The organism is Micromonospora sp. NPDC004704, from assembly GCF_053601675.1.
In genome coordinates this window covers 337,569-358,601 of sequence record NZ_JBSGCD010000005.1, presented here as the reverse complement: position 1 = coordinate 358,601, position 21,033 = coordinate 337,569, and the positions used below count along the sequence as shown (strand labels likewise).

Genomic DNA, 21,033 nt, shown 5'->3' with positions numbered 1-21,033 from the left:
ACGTCGTGAGGGAGTCACCCATGCAATCGGTACGACGGCACCTGCTTACCGCGAAGGTGTTGCCACTCGCGTTGGCCACCGCACTCGTCGGCGCACTCATCGCCGGCACCGCCGTGCTGGCCTCGGCCGCCAACTCCACCGCGGCCCAGTCCAATCGTGTGATGACTTGGAACATCCACGTGGGGAAGGACGGCGGACCGGAGGAGAAGGCGAAGGAGATCGCCCGGTTCAAACCACAGGTCCTCGGCATGCAGGAAGCCTGCCGGGAGGACGTCAAGAAGACGGTCGCGATCCTGAAGAGCAAATACAAACTCCAGTACCACATCGCGTACGGCACGGTGCGCAACGACCGGGCCAACTGCGGACTCTTCGGCGGGAACGCCTTCGGGCAGGCAATCATCTCGGCGGCGCCGATAACCAAGAAGGGCAACACGCTCTACGCCGACGGCGGCACCGAGGCTCGGGGTTACATGTGGGTGGAGACGACGGTCAACCGGAAGAAAACCCGGGTGTTCAACACCCATCTGTCCGAGCACGGCCAGGGCAAGCTCCGGGCCGCACAGGTCCGAACCCTGGTTGAGGTGGCGAGACAGTACGCCGGCTCGATCGTGCTCGGTGACTTCAACGCGCAGCCGCACTCGTCGGAAATGCGGCCCATGTGGGTGTACTACCGGGACGCCGACCCGAGCTGTGGTGCCAAGGCGAGCTTCACGTGCAAGGCGACCGCGGACGCGGGTCCCCCGCGCAAGAAGTTCGACTACATCTTCCTGCGGAAGAACATGGCCCCGCCCGGCGTGACCGTTGTCAATTCGCCGTACTCCGACCATGACATCGTCTACGCCGACCTGAGGTAGCAGCCGTACCGGAAGTAGCCCCGACCCGGCGTGGACCCGGGTCAGGGCTGCTCCCACAGTCAGCGCAGCGTGGCGTAGAAGGTGCGCAGGTCGTCGGCGAGCACGTTCGGGGCGAGGTGGGCGGCGTAGTGGCCGCCCGGTCCGTACGACTTCCAGTGCACGATGTTGCGGTGGTCGCGCTCGGCGAACGTACGCATGGAGACGAAGTCGCCCTCGAACATCGCCAGTCCGAGCGGCACCGTGGTCGGCTCGGTGGGAGGCTCGGCCTTCGCGTCCTCGTAGTAGAACCGGGTGGCCGAAGTCGCGGTGCCGGTCAGCCAATAGAACATCGTGTTGGTCAGGACGAAGTCGGCGTCGACGTCGGCGGTGTCACCGAAGAGCTGGGCGTTCCAGCCGAGCAGGCCGACCGGCGAGTCGAAGATGCCGTACGACAGGGTCTGCGGCTGTTGTGAGTGCAGGGTGTTGAACGACATCTTGTTGTCGTAGAACCACTGGAGCACCTCCAGCGCCTTCTGGTCCTCCGGGGTGATCTTCGCGAACTCCGCCGGGTCACCGGACGGGAACGAGAAGATCTGGGTCACGTGTACGCCGACCACGTGCTCCGGGTCGATCCGGCCCAGTTCGGGCGCGACGAACGAGCCGCCGTCGTTTCCGGCCGCGCCGTACCGGTGGTAGCCGAGCCGGCGCATCAGCTCGGCCCACGCCCGCGCGGTGCGGTAACGGTTCCAGCCCCGCTCGCGGGTCAGTCCGGAGAAGCCGAACCCGGGCAGCGAGGGGATCACCAGGTGGAACGCCTGCGACCCGTCGGACGGGTTGGTGAGCGGTTCGATGACGTTGAGGTATTCGACGACCGAGCCCGGCCAGCCGTGCGTCAGGATCAGCGGCAGCGCGTCGGCGTGCGGCGAGCGTACGTGCAGGAAGTGGATGTTCTGCCCGTCGATCTCGGTGGTGAACTGCGGATACTGGTTGATCTTCGCTTCCCAGGCCCGCCAGTCGTACCCGTCCCGCCAGTACTCGGCGAGCTTGCGCACGTACGCCACCGGCACGCCGTAGTCCCAGCCGGCGTCCGGGATCTCGTCCGGCCACCGGGTGCGGTCGAGCCGGTTCCGGAGGTCGTCCAGGTCGGCCTGCGGGATGTCGATGCGGAAAGGCTTGACCTCGGTGTTCTCGCTCATGTCAACTACGCTACGGACCCTTCCGGTCAGCTTCTGTCCTGAAGCCCTGACAGACTCGGGAGCATGTTGGAGACCTCGGCGCGGCTGCTGCGCCTGCTGTCGTTGTTGCAGTCCCGGCGGGACTGGGCCGGTGCCGCACTGGCCGAGCGGCTCCAGGTGAGCGAGCGGACCGTACGCCGCGACGTCGACCGGCTGCGGGACCTCGGCTACCCCGTGCACGCCAGCAGGGGCACCGACGGTGGTTACCGCCTGGGTGCGGGCGCGGCCATGCCGCCGCTGCTGCTCGACGACGAGGAGGCGGTCGCCGTGGCGGTCGGTCTGCGTACGGCCGCCGGAGGGACCGTCGCCGGGATCGAGGAGTCGTCCGTACGGGCGCTGACCAAACTCGAACAGGTGCTGCCGGCCCGGCTACGGCACCGGGTCAACGCGTTGCAGACGTACACCGAGCCGGTGCCGGCGGACCAGCCAGGACCGGTGGTCGACCCCGGCGTACTGACCGTGCTCGCGGGGGCGTGCCGGGACTCGGAACGACTCCGGTTCGACTACCGGGCCCATGACGGGTCGAGTGCGGTTCGGGCGGTCGAGCCGTACCGGCTGGTGTCGTGGGGACGGCGCTGGTACCTGCTCGCCTGGGACGTCGACCGGCAGGACTGGCGTACGTTCCGGGTCGACCGGATCCAGCCCCGTACGCCCACCGGGCCACGCTTCCCCCCGCGCGACCCGCCGGAGGGAGGCGCCGCCGCGTACGTCGCAAGGGGAGTCTCGGCCGCGGCCTGGCGCTACCGGTCCCGCGTCCTGGTGCACGCGCCCGCGACCGTGGTGGCCGAGCGGATCAACCCGGCGGTGGGCGTGGTGGAGGCGGTGGACGATCGCACCTGCGTGCTGAACACCGGGGCGGACAGCGTCCAGACGCTCGCGGTGTACCTCGGCCTGCTCGGCGTCGACTTCGACGTCACCGAGCCCCCCGAACTCGTCGACCACCTCCGTACCCTGACCGACCGCTACGCACGGTCCGTCCCGGCCGGGCAGGTGGTGCGGTCAACTCGCGACCGGAGTCGGTTCGGAACACCGAGCGAAGTCGATCATTCCCGGCCGCTCGATCGGCCCGGTGCAGGTGTGGCGGCTGATGATCTGTGACCCGAACCCAACTTCCGCCGATGCCCCACCCCCGATTCCCTCGACGATCTTGCACTTGTGGCGCCCGGATCAGGGCACTCATCCGGATTTGTGTACCACCACAAGTGCAAGATCGTCGCGCCGCCTGCGACGACCGTCAGAGGCGGCCGGTGCCTGCGCCGGACGTGACGGCGGCGATCACGGACGAGGTCGGGTCGAGCGGGTACGTGTACGGCGGGGTGGTGAAGCTGCCGACCTGGGTGATGTTGTTGACGCCACCGCCGAAGTCGTTGCCGCGTTCCACGGCGTACCCGTCCTGAACGGAGAGGGTGGTGGTCTTGACGGGCGTACCGGTGTTGCGGAAGACGTTGTTCTCCACCAGCACCTGCGCGCTCATCCGGGAGTGCACCCCGTTGACCACGTTCGAGTAGTAGTTGTTGTAGACGTGCGCGGTGCCGAACCGGACGCTCGGGCCACGGGCGTCCAGGTTGGACCAGTGGTTGTGGTGGTAGGTCACCGTCAGGTGCCCGGTGTCCTCGGCGACGTTGTCGTCGTCGTGCCCGATCAGCGAGGTCTTCCAGTGGTCCCGGAGGATGTTCCAGGAGACCGTGATGAAGTCCGACGCGTGGGTGATGTCGATCAAACCGTCGTAGTAGTCGATGTCATGGGCCCGATCGCTCCACAGCTCGTTATGGTCAATCCAGACATGATGGCTGTTTTGCACAGTTATCGCGTCAACCCCGACCGGCAACGAGATCTTCAGGTTGCGGATGATGATGTTCTGCTGGCCGGACATCTTCAGCCCGCCACCGGTGAAGCCCGAGTTGGCGCCGATCCCGACGATGGTCTTGTTGGAGCGTACGTAGACCGCGTCGTCCAGGCTGATGATCCCGGAGACCTGGATGACCAGCGTCTCCCGGCTCCCCGCCTGGGTCTCGAACCCGGCCGCGTCGGTCACCGTGACCACGGTCCCGCCGGTTCCGCCGGTGGTGGTCGCGAGACCACGCCCGCTGACCGCGCCGTAACCGACCAGCCCGGCCGGGGTCTGCGGCGGCGGGTTCGTCGGCGGCCCGGTGGTCGGCGGTACGGTCGGCCCGCCGGTCGGCGTCGCCGTCGGGGTGGTGGTCGGCGGCGTGCCACCGGCACCGGTCACCGTCACGTCGTCGAAAGAACCACTGGCGTACGTGGTGACCAGCCCCACCCGGCCGGTGGGCAGACTGCTGTCGGAGGCACTGAGCAGGGCGGTGCCGTTCAGCCAGCCGCGCAGGCTGCTGCCGTTCACCTCCAGCGCCAGGGTGTGCCACCCGCCCACGGTCACCGTGGCCGCGACCGAGGCCAGTACGGCCTGCGTACCGCCGGAACGCTCGCGCAGTTCCAACCGCCCGGCATTGGTGAGCACCAGCGCGTAGTAACTCGACGAGGTCTGTGCCCGTGCGGCCAGACCCACCGAACGGTCCGTTCCGTTGAACGCGGTCGGCTTGACCCGCGCCTGCACGGTGTAGTTGGTCCAGGTCGCGGTGCCGGCGGTGGCTCGGGCGTCACTGCTGGTGCTCGACTGGCGCAGCACCTGCGAGCCGTCACCGGTCACCGACCAGCTACCACCGGACTTGGACCAACTGTTGGAGTTTCCACTCTCGAAGTTGTCGGCGAGGAGCGTGTCGGCGTACGCGAAGCCGCCGCCGAACGCGACGAGCAGGGCGGTCGCGGTGCCGGCCGCCGCAGCGACCAGTCCGCCCCGCCGAAGTCGGGATCGAGGTATCACGGAGCCCTCCGGCCACGCTGTGGGCAGGGGCCCCTTCCTGTTCGCGGAAGGAGCCCCTGCCAATCGTTTGTCTACAGGCCGATCCGGCCGGTGCCGGCGCCCGAGGTGACGATGGACTTGACGCTGCTGGCGGTGTCGAGCTGGTAGGAGTACGGGATGCTGGCGACACTGCCGCCGGTCTGGCCGGAGCCGGAGTTCACGAAGTGGTTGTTCCGGGCGACCAGGGTGCCGGGACCGGAGTCGGCCTCACCGAGGTGGTACGGGTCCGGCACGTTCTCGAAGTAGTTGCCCTCGACGAGTACCCCGGCGCCTTCGGTGGAGGCGACGCCGTACCCGCTGTTGTTGTTGTAGTAGTTGTTGTAGACGTGGACCGGGTTCGCGAACCGCACCCGTGGGTTGCGCTGGGTGGTGCCGTCGAACCAGTTGTGGTGGTAGCTCACCCGCAGGTGGCCGATGTCCTGGCTGCCGTTGTCGTCGCTGTGGCCCAGGAGCATGTTCTTGTCGTGGCCGAAGACGCGGTTCCAGGAGACGGTGACGAAGTCGGAGCCGCGCTTGATGTCGACGGCGCCGTCGTAGCCGTCGGTGAAGCTGTTGTGGTCGATCCAGATGTTGGTGGCCGACTCCTGGACGTTGATGGCGTCGTCGTCCCAGCCCCGGAAGTTGAGGTTGCGGATGATGACGTTGCGGTCGCCGTTGATGTTGAAGCCGCAGCCGGAGATGGTGGCGCCGGAGCCGATGCCGAGGATGGTCTTGTTCGACCGGACCCGGAGCATCCCGGAACAGGAGATGGTGCCGGAGACCCGGATGACCGAGGCGCTGGTGGAGCCGAGAGCGCTGGTCAGAGCACCCGAGTCGGAGACGGTGACCGGCGAGGCGCTGCCACCGCCGGAGGTGCCACCGTTCTGGGTGGCCCAACCGACCAGCCCGGTCTGCGGCGGCAGGGCCGGACCGGTCGTCGGCGGCGGGGTGGTCGGCTGGTTCGTGGGCGGGTTGGTCGGACCCGACGTCGGCGGGGTGGTCGGCGTGGTGCCGCCGTTGCTGTCCACCGAGATGTCGTCGAAGACCGCGCTGGCGTACGTGGTGACCAGGGCGATCCGGCCGGCGCCCTGGGCGCTGTTGCTGCCCGAGCCGATCTGGCTGCCGTTGACGAAGCCGCGGATGGTGCTGCCGCTCGCCTCCAGCCGCAGGGTGTACCAGGTGCCGGCGGAGACCGAGACCGAGGCCGAACCGATCACGGTGACCGCGCTGCCGTTGACCGCCTGCAACTCGGCCCGGTTGTTGTTGACCAGCGCCAGCCGGTACATCTTCGTGGCGCTGTTCGACCGGGAGGCGATGCCGACCGCGCGGTTCGAGCCGTTGAACGCCAGCGGCTTGACCCTGGCCTGCACCTGGTAGTCGGTCCAGCTCGTCTGGCCGGCGAAGGCACGGGCGAGTTCACTGCCGGTGTTGCCCTGGCGGTAGGCGGCCGTACCGTCGGTCACCACCGACCAGTCGCCGCCGGACTTCGACCAGCCGTCGGCGTTGCCGTCGTTGAAGTTGTCCGCGAACAGGGTTGCGGCCTGGGCCGCCGTGGTCAGGCCGACGGTGAGTGCCACCGCCACTCCGGCCGCACCGAACGCGACCAGCAGGCCGCGCCGGCTTCTTCCTTTCGGTACGTGCACGATTCCTCCGTTGGTGGATGGCGGGGCGACGGATTGCGGCCGCCGCCCCGCCGGTATGGGGACGGGTTTGGTGGGTCAGGGGTTGATGCGACCGGCGCCCGCGCCCGCGGTGACGATCGACTTGACGTTCGCCGCCGCGTCCGTGCTGTACGCGTACGGAATCGCCGCGACGTCGCCCGCGCTCTCCGGGGCACCGGAGTTGACGAAGAAGTTGTTGCGCTGGACCAGGTCACCCGGGTCCGATTCGGCATAACCGACGGCGGTCGGCCGGGTGACGTTCTCGAAGTAGTTGCCCTCGACCAGCACGCCCGCGCCCATGGTGGACGCGACCCCGTAGTCGGCGCCGAAGTAGTAGTTGTTGAACACGTGCACCGGGTCGCCGAAACGCACCCGAGGGTGCCGTTCCTTGCTGCCGTCGAACCAGTTGTGGTGGTACGTCACCCGCAGGTGGCCGATGTCGGCGGTGTGCCCGTCGTCGTGGCCGAGCAGCATGCTCTTGGTGTGGTTCACGACCCGGTTCCAGGAGACGGTGACGAAGTCCGACTCCCGCTTCACGTCGACCGCGCCGTCGTAGCCGCTGTCGAAGGTGTTGTGGTCGATCCAGACGTTGCGCGAGCCCTGCACGTTGATCGCGTCGTCGTCCCAGCCCCGGAAGGTGAGGTTGCGGATGATGACGTTGGTCGCGGAGCTGACGTTCAGCCCGTTGTCCAGGGTCGCGTTGGTGCCGACGCCGAGCACGGTCTTGTTCGACCGGACGTCGTTCATGGTGTCGGGCATGCTCAGCGAGCCCTGCACCCGGATGATCAATGGTGACGACGACTCCAGGGCGTCGGCGAGCGCCTGACCGGTGGTCACCGTGACGGTCGAGCCGCCGGCACCGCCGGTGGTGCCGCCGTTCTGCGCGGCCCAGCCGATGAGGCCGGTCTGCGGCGGCCCGGTCGGCGGCGGGGTGGTGGCCGGCGGGGTGGTCGCCGGGGGCGTGGTGGCCGGCGGGGTGGTGGCGGGCGGGTTGGTCGGGCCGCCGGGCAGACCGACCTTGCCGACCCCGGCCTGCGCGGTCACCGTGGCCTTGGTGTCGCAGGCGGTGCCGATCGTGTACGGGTACGGCGGGTTGGTGACGCTGCCGCCGGTCTCGCCGGCACCGGAGTTGACCAGGCAGTTGTTCCGGGCGACCAGCCGGCCGTCCCCGGAGGACGCCTCACCCAGGTGGTACGGGTCGTCGACGTTCTCGAAGTAGTTGCCCTCGACGATGACGCCGGAGTCCTCGGTGGCGGCCACCCCGTAGTTGCCGGTGTTCAGGTAGTAGTTGCTGTAGACGTGTACCTGGTCGCCGAAGCGGACCCGGGGGTTGCGCTGGTTGGTGTTGTCGAAGAAGTTGTGGTGGTAGCTGACCTTCAGCCGGCCGGTGTCCTGGGCGGCGTTGCCGTCGTCGTGGCCGAGCAGCATGTTCTTGTCGGTGCCGTCGGCGTGGTTGTACGAGATCGTCACGTACGACGAGCCGCGCTTGACGTCCACGCCACCGTCGAACCCGGTGGTCCAGGTGTTGTGGTCGATCCAGATGTGGTGCGAGAACATCTGCACGTTGACCGCGTCGTCCGCCCAGTCCCGGAAGTTCAGGTTCCGCAGGATGACGTTGTGTACGGCGTTCGCCGGGGGTGCGGTGATCGCGTTGTCGATCGGCAGGCCGATGTTGAGCCCGCCGCCGGTGAAGCCGGAGTTCGCCCCGAGCCCGACGATGGTCTTGTCGGAGGTGACCTCGTGCATCGGTCCGGGCAGCGCGATCAGTCCGCTGACCTGGATGATCTTCGGTCCGGTCGAGGCCGCCTCGGTGATGAACTGGGAGGCGGTGGTGACGGTGACGGTCGGGCCGCCCGCACCACCGGTGGTGCCGTTCTGGCCCCACGCGTCGACCGAGGCCCAGCCGTCGGCGACGTTGCTACCCGGGTTGCCGGGCGGGGTCGGAGTCGGCGTGGTCGGGGTCGGGGTCGGGTTCGTCGGGGTCGGCGTCGGGTCGCTTCCGCCGGAGGAGACCACCACGTTGTCGAAGTTCGCCGAGGCGTTGAACGTCGCGACGCCGATCCGGCCGGTGGCGTACTGGCTGTCGGTGCCCTCGGCGAGCAGGGTCCCGTTGACGTACCCCCGCAGCGAGCTGCCGTTGACGTCGAGCCGCAGCGTGTACGTGGTGCCGACGCTCACCGTCACGCTGGCGGTGTCGAGCGTGGTGGAGGAGCCGCCGGAGAGTCGCTTCAGCTCGACCGTGTTGTTGCTGCGCAGGGCCAGGTAGTAGTAGCTGGTGCTGCTCTGCACCCGGCCGAGCAGGGCGACGAACCGGTTGGAGCCGTTGAAGGCGGTCGGTTTGACGGTCGCCTGGACCGAGTAGTTGGTCCAGCTCGCCGTACCGGCGATGGAGCGGGCGTCGCTGCTGGTGCCGCTCTGCCGGTAGACCCTGGACCCGTCGGTGGCGACCGACCAGCTTCCGCCCGACGGCGTCCAGCCGGTCGAGTTGCCGTCCTCGAAGTCGTCGGAGAAGAGTGTCGCGGCGTAGGCGGTGGCGCCCATGCCGAGCGCCAGGGCGACCGCGGCGACTGCTGCGCCGACCGCGATCAGGAGACCGCGACGATGCCTGCGCCGGGTTTCTGTGGTTGTCACTGAACCTCCTTGGTGGCTATCCGCCCAGGTAGGCAGATAGATCGATAACTTTCGATCTTTGTGGGCAGGGTTCGCCCTTGGGGAAAGTGCTGTCCCTGGCCCACTCGGATCGATCGGCGCCACGCCGGGAGGGATGCGGGAGAACCGGGCTGACTCGCCCGTACCGCTCCCGGCGCGCACCGGAGGGTTCGGCCGCCGTACGGCGGCGGCCGACCCCGACGGCCGTCAGAGGCCGATCTTGCCCGTGCCGGAACCGGCCGTCACGACCGACTTGATGTTGTTCGGATCGGTGACCGTGTAGCTGTAGTACGTGCTCGGTTCCTGCACCGTTCCGCCGGAGTCACCCGGCTCGCTGGTGCCCGCGAGTACGTTGTTCCGGGCCACCAGCCGGCCCCGCGATCCGGCGTAGCTCACCGACCAGGGCACCTCGACGTCCTCGAAGTAGTTGCCCTCGACAACGCAGCCGGAGTTGAGCTGGCAGGCGACACCGACGTCGGTGTTGTAGACGAAGTAGTTGTTGAACACGTGCACCGGCTCACCGAACCGGACCCGCGGATTGCGCTGCGGCGTACGGTCGAACCAGTTGTTGTGGTACGTCACCTTCAGGTAACCGACGTCCTGGGCCGCGTTGCTGTCGTCGTGGCCGAGCAGCATGTTCTTCGTGTGGTGGTGGGTGTGGTTCCAGGAGACCGTGACGTAGCTGGCCCCCCGCTTGATGTCGATCAGACCGTCGTAACCGAGCGACAGGTCGTTGTGGTCGATCCAGACGTGGTGGGTGAACATCTGCACGTTGATCGCGTCGTCCACGGTGTTGCGGAAGTTCAGGTTCCGGACGATGACGTTGTGCACCGCGTCGGCGGGCGGACTGGTCGCGCTGCTGACCGGGATGCCGATGTTGAGCCCACCGCCGGTGATCCCGGAGCTGGCGCCGACACCGACGATGGTCTTGTCCGAGGTCACGTCGTGCATCGGTCCGGGCAGCCCGATCATGCCGCTGACCCGGATGTTGAGCGGCCCCGACTGGGCGATCGCGGCCAGCAACTCGGCCGGGGTGTCGACGGTGACGGTCGGGCCGCCGGCCCCACCGGTGGTGCCGTTCTGGCCGAGCGCGTTCACCGACGCGAAGCCGATCGGCGGGGCGCCCGGATCGAGCGGCGGCTCGGTCGGCGGCAGGGTCGGGCCGGTGGTCGGGCCGGTCGTCGGCGGCGGGCCGGTCACCGTCGCCACCTCGACGTCGTCGAACGAGGCGCTGGCGTACGAGGTGGCAAGCCCGGCCCGGCCGGAGCTGAAACCGGTGTCGGTGGCCTGGACCGCCAGGTTGCCGTTGACGTACCCGCGCAGTGAGCTGCCGACGGCGTCCAGCCGCAGGGTCGCCCAGGTGCCGACCGGCACCGCGCCCGACCCGGTGCCGAGCGCGACCGGGTCGCCGCCGGCCCGCTTGACCAGTTGCACCGCGCCGCCGCTGGTCACCACGAGGGCGTAGTAGCTGCTGCTGCTCTGCGCGCGGGCAACCACGCCGACGTGCCGGTTGGCGCCGTTGAAGCCGGTCGGCTTCACCCGTGCCTGCACGCCGTAGTCGCCCCAGCTCGGCTGGCCGACCAGGGTGCGGGCGTCGCTGCTCTGCCCGGACTGGCGGTAGACCAGCGAGCCGTCGGTCACCACCGACCAGCTACCGCCGGACTTCGACCAGCCGTTGGAGTTGCCGTCCTCGAAGGTGTCCGACAGCAGGGTGTCGGCGAACGCGTACGGCATCCCGAAGGTCACCGCGGCGACGCTGAGGGTGCCGGCGGCGACCGTCGCGGCGAGCACGCGCCAGGTCGGTCGTCCCCGGGTCCGGATCGATTTCACAGTGGGCCTCCTGTGGTGGTGGAACAGGGTTGGGGGTGAAACGGGTTCGGGGTGGGACGGGTTCGGGTGGTGGGAAGGGCCCGCGGGACGGGCGGGCCCTTCCCACCGGGTCAGACGGGTAGGCGGTTGGCGCCGGCCAGGAGCTGGACGGCCAACGGAACCAACGCGGTGGGCAAGGGCGGGGTGGCGCGCAGGGTGGGCGTCCAGCCGGCGTCCGCGCCCAGGTCCGGGTCGTGGGTGCTGTTGTAGGCGTCGAGCAGGCTGGTCGGCCGGGGCCAACCCCCATCGGTACGGACCCAGCTACCGCGCTCGGTGAGCGTGGTGCCGCCCCAGTCGTAGAGCAGGTCCTCCGGCGCGATCCCGTCGGCTACGGCGAAGAAGTTGTTCTCCGCGTATAGGGCCGACTGGACGCCGACGCCGAGCGCGTACTGGAAGTCGCCGCCGGCTAGTTGGTAGTGGTTGTTGTAGAGGTCGACCTGGCCGAACCGGACCCGGGGCAGGCGCTGGAGGGTGCCGGCGAACAGGTTGTGGTGCAGGGTGACGTTGAGCCGGCCCACGTCCGGGCCGACCGTGTTCGACGAGCCGATCAGCATCACCTTGTCCCGACCGGTGAACCGGTTGTAGGAGACGGTGACCCGGCTGGCGGTGTGGGTGATGTCCAGCGAACCGTCGTGCACCTGGTACGGCCGACCGAAGTAGACCGGCTGCGCCGAGTCCGGGTTGTCGCCGTCGGTGAAGGTGCTGTGGTCGACCCAGACGTTCTCGCTGCGGCGTACCGAGACCTGGTCGAACTGGGAGTTCCAGTTGCCGTTCTCGCCATCGGTCGGCGCCCAGGCCGGGAAGCAGTCACGGGCGTCGTCGAAGGTGAGGTTGCGGACGATCGAGTTGCTGGCCCCGTCGAGCATCAGGGTCAGCCCGGCGAGCGTGGCACCCCGCAACCCGATGATGGTGGTGTTCGGCCCGACGTTGATCTGGGTCTGTCGGGTCTGGTTCGCCACCGACCGCACCCGGGCCGCCTCGACCGGTCCGCTCGGCGCCACCCGCCCCCAGACCGCCGGGTCGTACGCGGCCAGATAGGCGGGCAGGCTGTATTCCGGATCGGCCAGGTCGGCGCAGTCCAGGAGTGTTCCGTCGACGGCTTCGTAACCGTCGATGGAACCCTGGACGTAGATTATCTTCGGGGTGGCGTTGCTCCGGTTGGTGGCATTGTCGCCACCGAGTGCGGCCACCAGTTCGGTACGGCTGTCGACCACGTGGATCTGGTCCTCGGTGGCGGCGGAACCGCCGGTCGTACCAGGTCCGGCGGCGGCCCAGCCGTCATTCGCCGGCAATGCCTGCCGGCCCAGCAGACGGGCTCCCCAGGACAGTCGGTCATGTGATCCACCTGCGGTTACGGCCGTTCCCGGCACCACCACGAGCGAGATCCCCACCAGTACGGCGGTCAACCTGATCAGTCGCATCTGCACTCTCCGCGTCTGCCTGTCGATTTCCGGTTCCGTAACGCGCACGAAACCTGTTCACAAACAGACGGTAAGGAAACGTAGTCACATGAGTCAATGTGCTACGTGTGCAGTTATGTTGCAGGGAATGGAGGCAATATTAATTGTCTCGGCCGCCCGCTGGCCGAGAAGTGGGTATTCGGTCCGATTCCTACCGCACGGCTGTCCCAATAATTTGCAGCCGGTTTTCCGTACGCGGCTCAGCCATTGCCCGTCTCCTCGCCCAGCGCAACCCGGTACGGCTTGACCGCCCACGGCACGCCCAACTCGTGCAGCAGCGCACCCGACTCGGCGGCCTGCCGCAGCACCCCGTTCACACCCCGGATCGACCACACCCGGTCCGGCGGTTCGCCCGTACCGAGCACGTTCCCGCCGCCCAGCAGGGTCGGCTCGGGGGCCGCGTGGATCGCCTCGATCAGCGCGGTGAAACCCTCCGTACGGTCCAGCGGCACGATCAGCGGCACCCCTTCCGGGTCCTCCCGGTGGTCCAGCAGGTTCGCCAGCAGGCCCACCCGACCCGGGACCTCGCGGGGCTCCGGGTCGCCGGGCAACAGCAGCCGGTCGGTCGGGTACTCCAGCACCGCCCGACCCGCCGTACCGCGCACGATCACCTCACCGGGGATGAACTCCTCCCCGGCCAGGGTCACCGCCGCCACCACCGGCAGACCGGAGCGGAGCGTCACCCGCAGCGAGGCGGTGTCGTCCACCTCGATCGGCCGGGTCCGGTACCGCTCCAACTCGACCGCCACCGGATCGGCTCCCCGCACACCCAGCCGGGACGACACGGCGGCGGCCACCGCCAGACACTGCATGACCGCGTGCGCCAGCGGGTTGACCAGCGCGCCGTCGAGCACCGGATGCCCGTTGAGGCTGCGCCGCCCGGCCCACGGGGACCGGGCGTAGTAGGCGTCGGTACGTTGCCAGGAGGCAACCGTGGCGATGCCGGTGACCGTACCGAGGCGGCCGTCGGCGACGGCGGCGAGCAGTTCCACCAGGGCCGCCGAGCCGAGCGCCTGGAAGCCGACCTGGATCGCCCGGCCACTGGCGGCACGGGCCATCGACAGGGCGCGGTGCTCGTGCGTGCCGAGCACCGGTGGCTTCTCCAGCAGCAGATCGGCCCCGGACGCGAGCACGTCCAGGGCGATCGGCAGGTGGGTGTGCGGCGGCGTACAGACGACCACCACGTCCGGGCGGACGGCCCGGAGCATCTCCCGGTGGTCGGTGAAGACCGCCGAGGTCTCGGCGGCGTCCGCGTCCGGCAACGGCTCGACCGGCCGTACGTCGACCAGGGCGACCAGTTCCAGCCGACCGGCACCGCCCAGTTCGGCGATGACCTGCCGGTGCCAGCGGCCGTGGCCGCTGGCACCGATCAACGCCACCCGGGGTGGCCCGGCGGGTTGTCGCCCGCCGGCCACCGCTCCGGACCACCGGTCGGTCATGTCGCACCCGCCAGGGTCGCCTCGACCCCGTGCCGATCGAGCGCGGTCAACCACTCCAGCACCAGCTCGCGGACCACCTCGTCGGCGGCGAGTTCAGCCGGGAAGACCTCGGTCAGCGCGAACAGCGAGTCGACCACCCCGGCCGGGGTGTCCTTGCCGGCAGCCAGCGCCGCCCGGATCCGGTCGGCGAGCGGGTCGTCCAACGACAGCGGGGTGCCGTCGTCGGCGCGCCCCTGGACGAACCGCATCCAGGCGGCGACCGCCAGTGCCGCGTACCGGGGTGAGTGTCCGGCGGCCCGCAGGTCGACCAGGGTGTGCAGCATCCGCTGTGGCAGCTTCTGCGAACCGTCCATCGCCACCTGGATGGTCCGGTGGCGGATCACCGGGTTGGCGAACCGGGCCAGCGCCTGTTCGCCGTAGTCGACCACCGACACCCCGTCCGGCGGGCTGAAACTGCGCGCCACGTCCTCGGCGATCAGCCGACGCAGCACCTCACGCAGGTACGGGATCTCCAGCGCGTCGGCGATGGTCTCCCGCCCGGCGAGCGCGCCCAGGTACGCGGTGGCCGAGTGCACCCCGTTGAGCGCCCGCAGCTTCAGCCGCTCCCACGGTCCGGCATCGTCGGTCAGCACCGCCCCCGCCTGCTCCCAGGCCGGACGGCCACCGGGGAAGTCGTCCTCGATCACCCACTGCCGGTACGGCTCCGCCGCCACCGCGGCCAGGTCGGTGAAGCCCAGCGCGGTCTGCGCGGCCGCGAACGTCTCGGGCGTGCTCGCCGGGACGATCCGGTCCACCATGGTCCCCGGATACGTCACGTTCGTACGCAGCCAGTCGGCGATCCGCTCCACCCGCGTCCCGTTGGCCCCGTTGCGCCCACCGGCGGCCTCGGCCAGGAACGCCAGCGCCTGGCCGACCAGGCTGTGCAGCCGCTTGCCGTTCGACGGCAGGTTGTCGCAGCTCACCAGGGCCAACGGTCCGGCGTCGGCGACGGCTCGGGCGAGCAGGCCACGGACCAGCAGCCCGGGAACCGTACGCGGGTCCCGGTCGGTGGTCAGGTCGGCGGTCACCTCGGCGTCCGGGCTGAACCGGCCACTGGCCGGATCGAGCTGGTACGCCTTCTCCGTCACGGTGAGCGTGACCATCCGGATCGCCGGATCGGCCAGCAGCGCCACGATCGCGGCCGGATCGCTGGGCGCGTGCCGTACCCCGGCGAGCGCCCCGATCACCTGGGTCTCGCTGCCGGCGCCGGAAAGGGTGGTGACGCTGAACAGGCAGTCCTGCGCGGCGAGCTGGTTCACCACCTCGGTGCTGCGCGGCGCCACCCCGACGATGCCCCAGTCGCCACCTGCCCGCGCGATCGCCTCCTCGGTGTAGACCGCCTGGTGGGCCCGGTGGAACGCGCCGAGACCGAGGTGCACGATGCCGGCCGGAACCGTACCGGGCCGGACCAGCGGGCGGGCGGCGGATGGCAGCCGGCGCAGGGCACCGAGCCCCAGCGGCGACGCGCCGACGGTCACCGCCATGCCGGGCCGTCCGGGAAGCTGAACTCGGCGATCGAGGCGGGCTTGATCGTGGCGCTGTAACCGGGCAGCTCCGGCAGCAGGTAACGGCCCTCGCGGGTGCGTACCGGGTCCTCGAAGTGCTCGTGCAGGTGGTCGACGTACTCGACCATGCGGCCGTCGAGCGAGGTGCCGACCCGCAGGTAGTCGAAGATCGCCAGGTGTTGGACGTACTCGCAGAGGCCGACCCCACCGGCGTGCGGGCAGATCGGCACCCCGAACTTGGCGGCCATCAGGATCACCGAGAGGACCTCGTTGACCCCGCCGACCCGGCAGGCGTCGATCTGGCACACCCGGATCGCCTCGGCCTGGAGGAGCTGCTTGAAGATGACCCGGTTCGCCGCCACCTCGCCGGTGGCCACCCGTACCGGTGCCACCGCGCGGGCGATCCGGGCATGCCCGAGTACGTCGTCCGCGTGCGTCGGTTCCTCGATCCAGTACGGCTCCACCTCGGCCAGCCGCTCCATGTTGGCGATCGCCTCGTCCACGTCCCAGACCTGGTTGGCGTCCATCATCAGCAGCGCGTCCGGGCCGATCTCCTCCCGGATGATCCGGGCCCGCCGTACGTCGTCCTCGATTGGGCCGCCGACCTTCATCTTCATCGCCCGCCACCCGTCGGCGTACGCCGCCCGGGTCAGCGCCCGGACCTTCTCGTCCGGGTAACCGAGCCACCCGACCGACGTCGTGTACGACGGGAAGCCGCTCTCCTCCAGCTCGGCCAGCCGCTCCTTCAGCCCGACGAGTCCGTTGTCGAGGATGGCGGTGGCGTCGGCCGGGGTGATGGCGTCGCTGATGTGGTGGAAGTCGATGCTGGCGACAAGTTCCTCGGTCGGCATCTCGGCCAGCAGCCGCCACATCGGCTTGCCGGCGAGCTTGGCCCGCAGGTCCCAGACGGCGTTGACCAGGGCGCCGGTCGCCATGTGGATGACGCCCTTCTCCGGGCCGAGCCAGCGCAACTGCACGTCCGCGCTGAGCGAGCGCCAGAACGTCACCGGGTCCTCGAAGATCTCCTCCACCGTACGGCCGACCACGTGGTGGGCGAGCGCTCGGATGGCACCGCAGGTCAGCTCGTTGCCCCGACCGTTGGTGAAGGTGAAGCCGGCGCCGAAGACCCCGCTCGGGTCGTCGGTGCGCAGCTCGACGTAACTGGCCGAGTAGTCGCCCCGGTTGATCGCGTCCGAGCCGTCGCCGGCCGCCGCGGTCGGGAACCGTACGTCGTGCACCTCGGCGGCGGTGATGGTCACCGTCATTGCAGCTTCTCCCCGATCTTGAAGACCCGCTTGGGCAGGTGGTACGCCAGGTCGACGATCGTCTCGGCGGCCTCGTCCAACGGCAGCCGCTCCTCGGCGACGAGCCGGGCCAGGAACCCGGCGTCGATCCGGCGGGACACGTCGTGGCGTACCGGGATGGAGCAGAACGCACGGGTGTCGTCGACAAAACCGGCGGTGTTGTAGAAGCCTGCGCTCTCCGTGACCGCCTCGCGGAACCGGCGCAGCACCTCGGGCGAGTCCAGGAACCACCACGGCGCCCCGAGATAGAGCGCGGCGTAACCGCCGGCCAGCGGGGCCAGCTCGCGGGTGAAGGTGTACTCGTCCAGGGTGTAGACGACCAACCGCAGCCGGGGATCGTTGCCGTACGCGTCGAGCAGCGGGGTGAGGGCGTGCAGGTACTCGGTGGCCTGCGGGATGTCGCCGCCGACGTCGCGCCCGTGCCGGCCGTACAGCCAGCGGTTGTGGTTGCGTACGGCGCCGGGGTGCAGTTGCATCACCAGCCCGTCCTCGATCGACATCGCGGCGAACTCGACCAGCATGTGCGCCCGGAACGCCTCGGCGTCCTCTGGTGTGGCGGTGCCGAGCCGGCCCCGGTCGAACAGGGTGGCCGCCTCGGCCTGGCTCAACCGCAGGGTCAGCGCGGTCGGGTGACCGTGGTCGGACGAGGTCGCCCCGGCCGCGATGAACGCCTGCCGGCGCACCCGCAGGGCTTCGAGGTAACCGGCGTACGTCGCGGTGTCCGTACCGGCGACGCCGCCGAGGCGTTCGACGTTCTCGGCCCAGCCGTCGAACTCCATGTCGACCACGTTGTCCGGCCGGAACGTGGTGATCACCCGTCCGCCCGGTCCGCCCCAGCCGTCGGCGGCCAGCTTGGCGTGCCGGCCCAGGTCGTCCAGGGGCGACTCGGTGGTCGCCAGGGTCTCGATGTTGAACCGCTCGAACAGCGCCCGGGGGCGGAACTCCGGCTCGGCCAGCCGCGCCGCGATCTCGTCGTAGATCTCGTCGGCGGTCGCCGGCCCGAACGCGGTGGTGACCCCGAAGACCTGGCGGAACGTCTGCTCCAGCCAGAGCCGGGACGGGGTGCCCCGGTAGAGGTGCCAGTTCGCGGCGAACCGGCGCCAGATGGTCCGGCCGTCGGTCTCCACCGGCGCCCCGTCGACCGTGGGCACGCCCAGGTCGGCCGGGGGGATGCCCTGGCTGAGCAGCATCCGGGTCAGGTAGTGGTCAGGGACGATGATCAGCCGCGCGGGGTCGGGGAACGGAGCGTCCTCGGCGAGGATGGCCGGGTCGACGTGCCCGTGCGGGGAGATCAGCGGTTGGTCCTTCGCCAACGCGTACAGCTCCCGCGCGATCGCCCGTTGGGTGGGCTCGGCCGGGAGGAGCAGGTCGGCTCCTGGTAGTGGGGGCACGGAAGCGGGCTCCTCGTGATCAGGGAATGGTGAGCAGGTCGGCAACGCGGACCGGCTGGCCGGTCTCGAAGGAGCGGTTCGCCGCCAGGCCGGTGAGCAGCGCCAACGCGCCGTCGCGGGCGGTGGCACCACGGTCCATCGGGTCGGGGTGCCCACCGAAGAGCACCCCGGTCATCCGTACGTCGGCACCGCCGTGACCGGTACGGGTGTAGCCGGACACCGGCACCTGTCGGGCCTGCTCCCAGAACGGTCGGACGGTCAGCTTCGCCCACCCCTCCTCGATCGCGGCCTGTACGCCGTGCAGCGCGGCGCCCTTGAGTTCACCGGCCGCGTACGGGCTGACGAAGTCGCTCTCCACGACCTCCAGTTCCAGCCGCCCCTTGCTCCCGTTGACCATCACCCGGTAGCCCTCCCAGGGCGCGTACGCGGTCAGGTGGTAGGTCATGGTGGCACCGTTGGAGTACCTGGCCAGCACCGACATGTCGTCCTCGATGGTGACGCCGGGCGCGAAGACGTTCTGGTCCCGGTGGTAGCCGTCCTCGGCCTCCGCGTCCAGATAGAGCGCCCGCAGGCGGGGGTGGCTGGCCAGGTGCAGCGCGAACGGGTCACCGGCGGCGGCCGGGGAGCCGTGCGCCCGGTCGTAGTCGCGGGCGTACCCGTGGCGTTTGCCGTTCTCGCCGTAGAAGAAGAGCCGGCCGGAGGCGTAGACCTCCTCCGGCACCGCGTCCAGCCACCAGTTGACCAGGTCGAAGTGGTGGCTGGCCTTGTGCACCATCAGGCCGCCGGAGTTGGCCTTCTCCCGGTGCCAGCGCCGGAAGTAGTCGGCGCCGTGGCGGACGTCGAGCAGCCACTCGAAGTGGACCGAGCCGATCTCGCCGATCTCGCCGGCGGCGAGCACCTCGCGCACCTTCTCGTGCAACGGGTTGTAGCGGTAGTTGAACGCCACCGAAACCTTTCGGCCGGTGGTGGCCACCGCGTCGAGGATCCGCTGGCAGCGGGGCACGTCGATGGTCATCGGCTTCTCGGTGATGACGTCACGACCGGAGCGCAGCGCGGCCACGATGTACTCGTCGTGCACCCGGTCCACGGTGGTCACCAGGACCACGTCGACCCGTTCCTTCTCGAGCATGGTCGTGTAGTCGACGGCCAGGTACGTCGGCACCGAGTCGAAGCCGAGTTCCTCCAGCCACTCGTTGTGCGCGTCCATCCTGGCCTGGTTGACGTCGGCGAACGCGACCAGCTCGGCGGTCGCGGGGTGGTCGAGCACGAGCGCGCGGACGAACATCTCGGCCCGCGCGCCGGTGCCGACGACGGCGTAACGAAGTCGTTTTCCGGGTTCTGTGGACATCCCGCTCGGCCTCCGTGTGACTGCCAAAGGCCGGTGGTGGCCTCGGTGTGACTGCAAAGGTTTGCAGCCGAAGTAACCACGTGAGGACTCTCGTCGTCAACGATCGACAACAAACCGGCGTATTTTCTCCGGATTTACGAAGGTATGGCGGCATCGAAGGATGCTCGCCGCAACAAACCCGTAACCAAGACCCGTTGACACCGGAGCAACCGTTTGCATTAATTGGCGACACCCAATGTGATGACGAGCACAACCGTCGGCCACCGGACACCGGCCGGCGTGGAGAGCGAAGGGACTCGCGTGCCAGCCACCATCCGAGACGTCGCGCGTGCCTCCGGCGTGCACATCTCCACCGTGTCCCGCACGTTCTCCGCCCCGCACCTGGTCAACCCGGAGACCCGTCTCCGGGTGCTGGCCTGCGCCGAGCACCTCGGCTACCGACCCAACCGCGCGGCCCGCGCGCTGATCACCGGCCGTACGCACAACATCGGCCTGATCGTCGCCGACATCGCGAACCCGTTCTTCCCACCACTGATCAAGGCGGCCGAGAGCCAGGCCCGGCACCGCGACTACCACATCTTCGTGGCCGACACGAACGAGGACCCGGCCGCCGAGGAGGACCTGGTCCACGCGCTGGCCAAACAGGTCGACGGCATCCTGCTGTGCAGCCCCCGCATGAGCAACAGCCTGATCGAGCAGCTCAGCCGCGAGGTGCCGCTGGTCGTGATCAACCGTCAGGTGACCGGACTACCGGCGGTGGTGATGGACGTCGGACAGGGGGCCAGGCTGGCGATCGAGCACCTGACCGGGCTCGGACACCACAACCTCGCCCTGCTCGGCGGCCCCCGCGGATCCTGGACCAGCCGTGAGATCCGCCGGGCGGCCACCGCCGCCGCCCGCTCCGCCGACGCGGCGCTGACCGTACTCGGCCCCAACCCGCCCACCGAGGGTGGTGGCATCGCCAACGCGGAACAGGTCCGCCGGGCGGGCGTCACCGCTGTCCTCGCCTACAACGACCTGATGGCGATCGGCCTGATGGAAGGGCTCGACTCGCTCGGGATCCGGGTGCCCCAGGAGGTCAGCGTCGTCGGCATAGACGACATCGCGCTGAGCCGACTGGTCCGGCCGAAATTGACGACGGTGGCCACACCAACAGCGGCCGCCGGCCGGACGGCCGTCGACATGCTGCTCCAACACGACAGTGCTGCCGCCCATCGCAACCGGGGTGGCAACAGGACCGTCGCAGCAGACGACCGTCGTACCACCGCACAGGTAATGCTCCAGACCGAATTGGTCATCCGCGACTCGACGGGGCCCCGCCCACCGGCCGTTCCCGGCCGGACCAGCCCCGCGGCCACCACCACAACCGCTGACCCGGGCCCGCACAGCCCTGCGGACCCGGTCAACGCGGCCGCGGTCAACCCCGAAGCTGTCGCCTCCTAA

Annotated in this window: 14 protein-coding genes; 3 read left to right on the top strand and 11 right to left on the bottom strand. The window is 69.5% G+C overall.

Translation table 11 applies throughout. From position 1 onward, the window contains the following. Nucleotides 1-20: 20 nt before the first annotated feature. Nucleotides 21-854, top strand: coding sequence for an endonuclease/exonuclease/phosphatase family protein (locus ACWEFB_RS09815; RefSeq protein WP_452283989.1), 834 nt, complete (start codon nucleotides 21-23; stop codon nucleotides 852-854). Nucleotides 855-913: 59 nt separating this feature from the next. Here ACWEFB_RS09815 and ACWEFB_RS09810 read toward each other — a convergent pair whose 3' ends face one another. Then, nucleotides 914-2,029, bottom strand: coding sequence for an epoxide hydrolase family protein (locus ACWEFB_RS09810; protein WP_452283987.1), 1,116 nt, complete (start codon nucleotides 2,027-2,029; stop codon nucleotides 914-916). A 63-nt stretch (nucleotides 2,030-2,092) separates the two neighbouring features. On the opposite strand from ACWEFB_RS09810, the gene ACWEFB_RS09805 reads away from it, so the two are divergent. Next, entirely contained in the window at nucleotides 2,093-3,166 is a 1,074-nt protein-coding gene (locus ACWEFB_RS09805; RefSeq protein WP_452283985.1) for a helix-turn-helix transcriptional regulator, read from the top strand. A gap of 136 nt (nucleotides 3,167-3,302) precedes the next feature. Here ACWEFB_RS09805 and ACWEFB_RS09800 read toward each other — a convergent pair whose 3' ends face one another. The 10 genes from ACWEFB_RS09800 to ACWEFB_RS09755 all read right to left on the bottom strand — a co-directional run bounded on the left by ACWEFB_RS09800 (nucleotide 3,303) and on the right by ACWEFB_RS09755 (nucleotide 19,590). Continuing rightward, nucleotides 3,303-4,907, bottom strand: a complete 1,605-nt coding sequence (locus ACWEFB_RS09800) for a pectate lyase family protein (RefSeq protein WP_452283983.1) — start codon at nucleotides 4,905-4,907, stop codon at nucleotides 3,303-3,305. Nucleotides 4,908-4,978: 71 nt separating this feature from the next. Continuing rightward, nucleotides 4,979-6,568 (bottom strand): pectate lyase family protein, encoded by a 1,590-nt coding sequence (locus ACWEFB_RS09795; RefSeq protein ID WP_452283981.1) that lies wholly within the window; start codon nucleotides 6,566-6,568, stop codon nucleotides 4,979-4,981. Between the two features lie 75 nt (nucleotides 6,569-6,643). Further along, nucleotides 6,644-9,217: a pectate lyase family protein gene (locus tag ACWEFB_RS09790; protein ID WP_452283979.1), complete on the bottom strand. Its 2,574-nt coding sequence runs from the start codon at nucleotides 9,215-9,217 to the stop codon at nucleotides 6,644-6,646. A gap of 225 nt (nucleotides 9,218-9,442) precedes the next feature. Further along, nucleotides 9,443-11,065, bottom strand: a complete 1,623-nt coding sequence (locus ACWEFB_RS09785) for a pectate lyase family protein (RefSeq protein WP_452283977.1) — start codon at nucleotides 11,063-11,065, stop codon at nucleotides 9,443-9,445. Nucleotides 11,066-11,175: 110 nt separating this feature from the next. After that, nucleotides 11,176-12,525 carry a pectate lyase family protein gene (locus tag ACWEFB_RS09780; protein WP_452283975.1) on the bottom strand — a complete coding sequence of 450 codons (1,350 nt, stop codon included), beginning with the start codon at nucleotides 12,523-12,525 and terminating at the stop codon, nucleotides 11,176-11,178. 239 nt (nucleotides 12,526-12,764) lie between these two features. After that, on the bottom strand, nucleotides 12,765-14,003 hold the full coding sequence (locus ACWEFB_RS09775; RefSeq protein WP_452283973.1) for a Gfo/Idh/MocA family protein: 1,239 nt from the start codon (nucleotides 14,001-14,003) through the stop codon (nucleotides 12,765-12,767). Then, nucleotides 14,000-15,526 (bottom strand): mannitol dehydrogenase family protein, encoded by a 1,527-nt coding sequence (locus ACWEFB_RS09770; protein WP_452283971.1) that lies wholly within the window; start codon nucleotides 15,524-15,526, stop codon nucleotides 14,000-14,002. Before ACWEFB_RS09770 ends, ACWEFB_RS09775 begins: the two co-directional genes overlap by 4 nt. Continuing rightward, complete coding sequence (locus ACWEFB_RS09765) at nucleotides 15,517-16,812, bottom strand: enolase C-terminal domain-like protein (protein ID WP_452283969.1); 1,296 nt, start codon at nucleotides 16,810-16,812, stop codon at nucleotides 15,517-15,519. Before ACWEFB_RS09765 ends, ACWEFB_RS09770 begins: the two co-directional genes overlap by 10 nt. Continuing rightward, a complete protein-coding gene (uxaC, locus tag ACWEFB_RS09760; RefSeq protein WP_452283967.1) occupies nucleotides 16,809-18,242 on the bottom strand; it encodes a glucuronate isomerase in 1,434 nt (477 codons plus the stop codon). The genes ACWEFB_RS09765 and uxaC overlap by 4 nt, the downstream gene beginning before the upstream one ends. Before the next feature lie 19 nt (nucleotides 18,243-18,261). Continuing rightward, on the bottom strand, nucleotides 18,262-19,590 hold the full coding sequence (locus ACWEFB_RS09755) for a Gfo/Idh/MocA family protein (protein WP_326562229.1): 1,329 nt from the start codon (nucleotides 19,588-19,590) through the stop codon (nucleotides 18,262-18,264). Between the two features lie 300 nt (nucleotides 19,591-19,890). Between ACWEFB_RS09755 and ACWEFB_RS09750 the strand changes: the two genes are divergently transcribed. Further along, complete coding sequence (locus tag ACWEFB_RS09750) at nucleotides 19,891-21,033, top strand: LacI family DNA-binding transcriptional regulator (RefSeq protein ID WP_326562228.1); 1,143 nt, start codon at nucleotides 19,891-19,893, stop codon at nucleotides 21,031-21,033.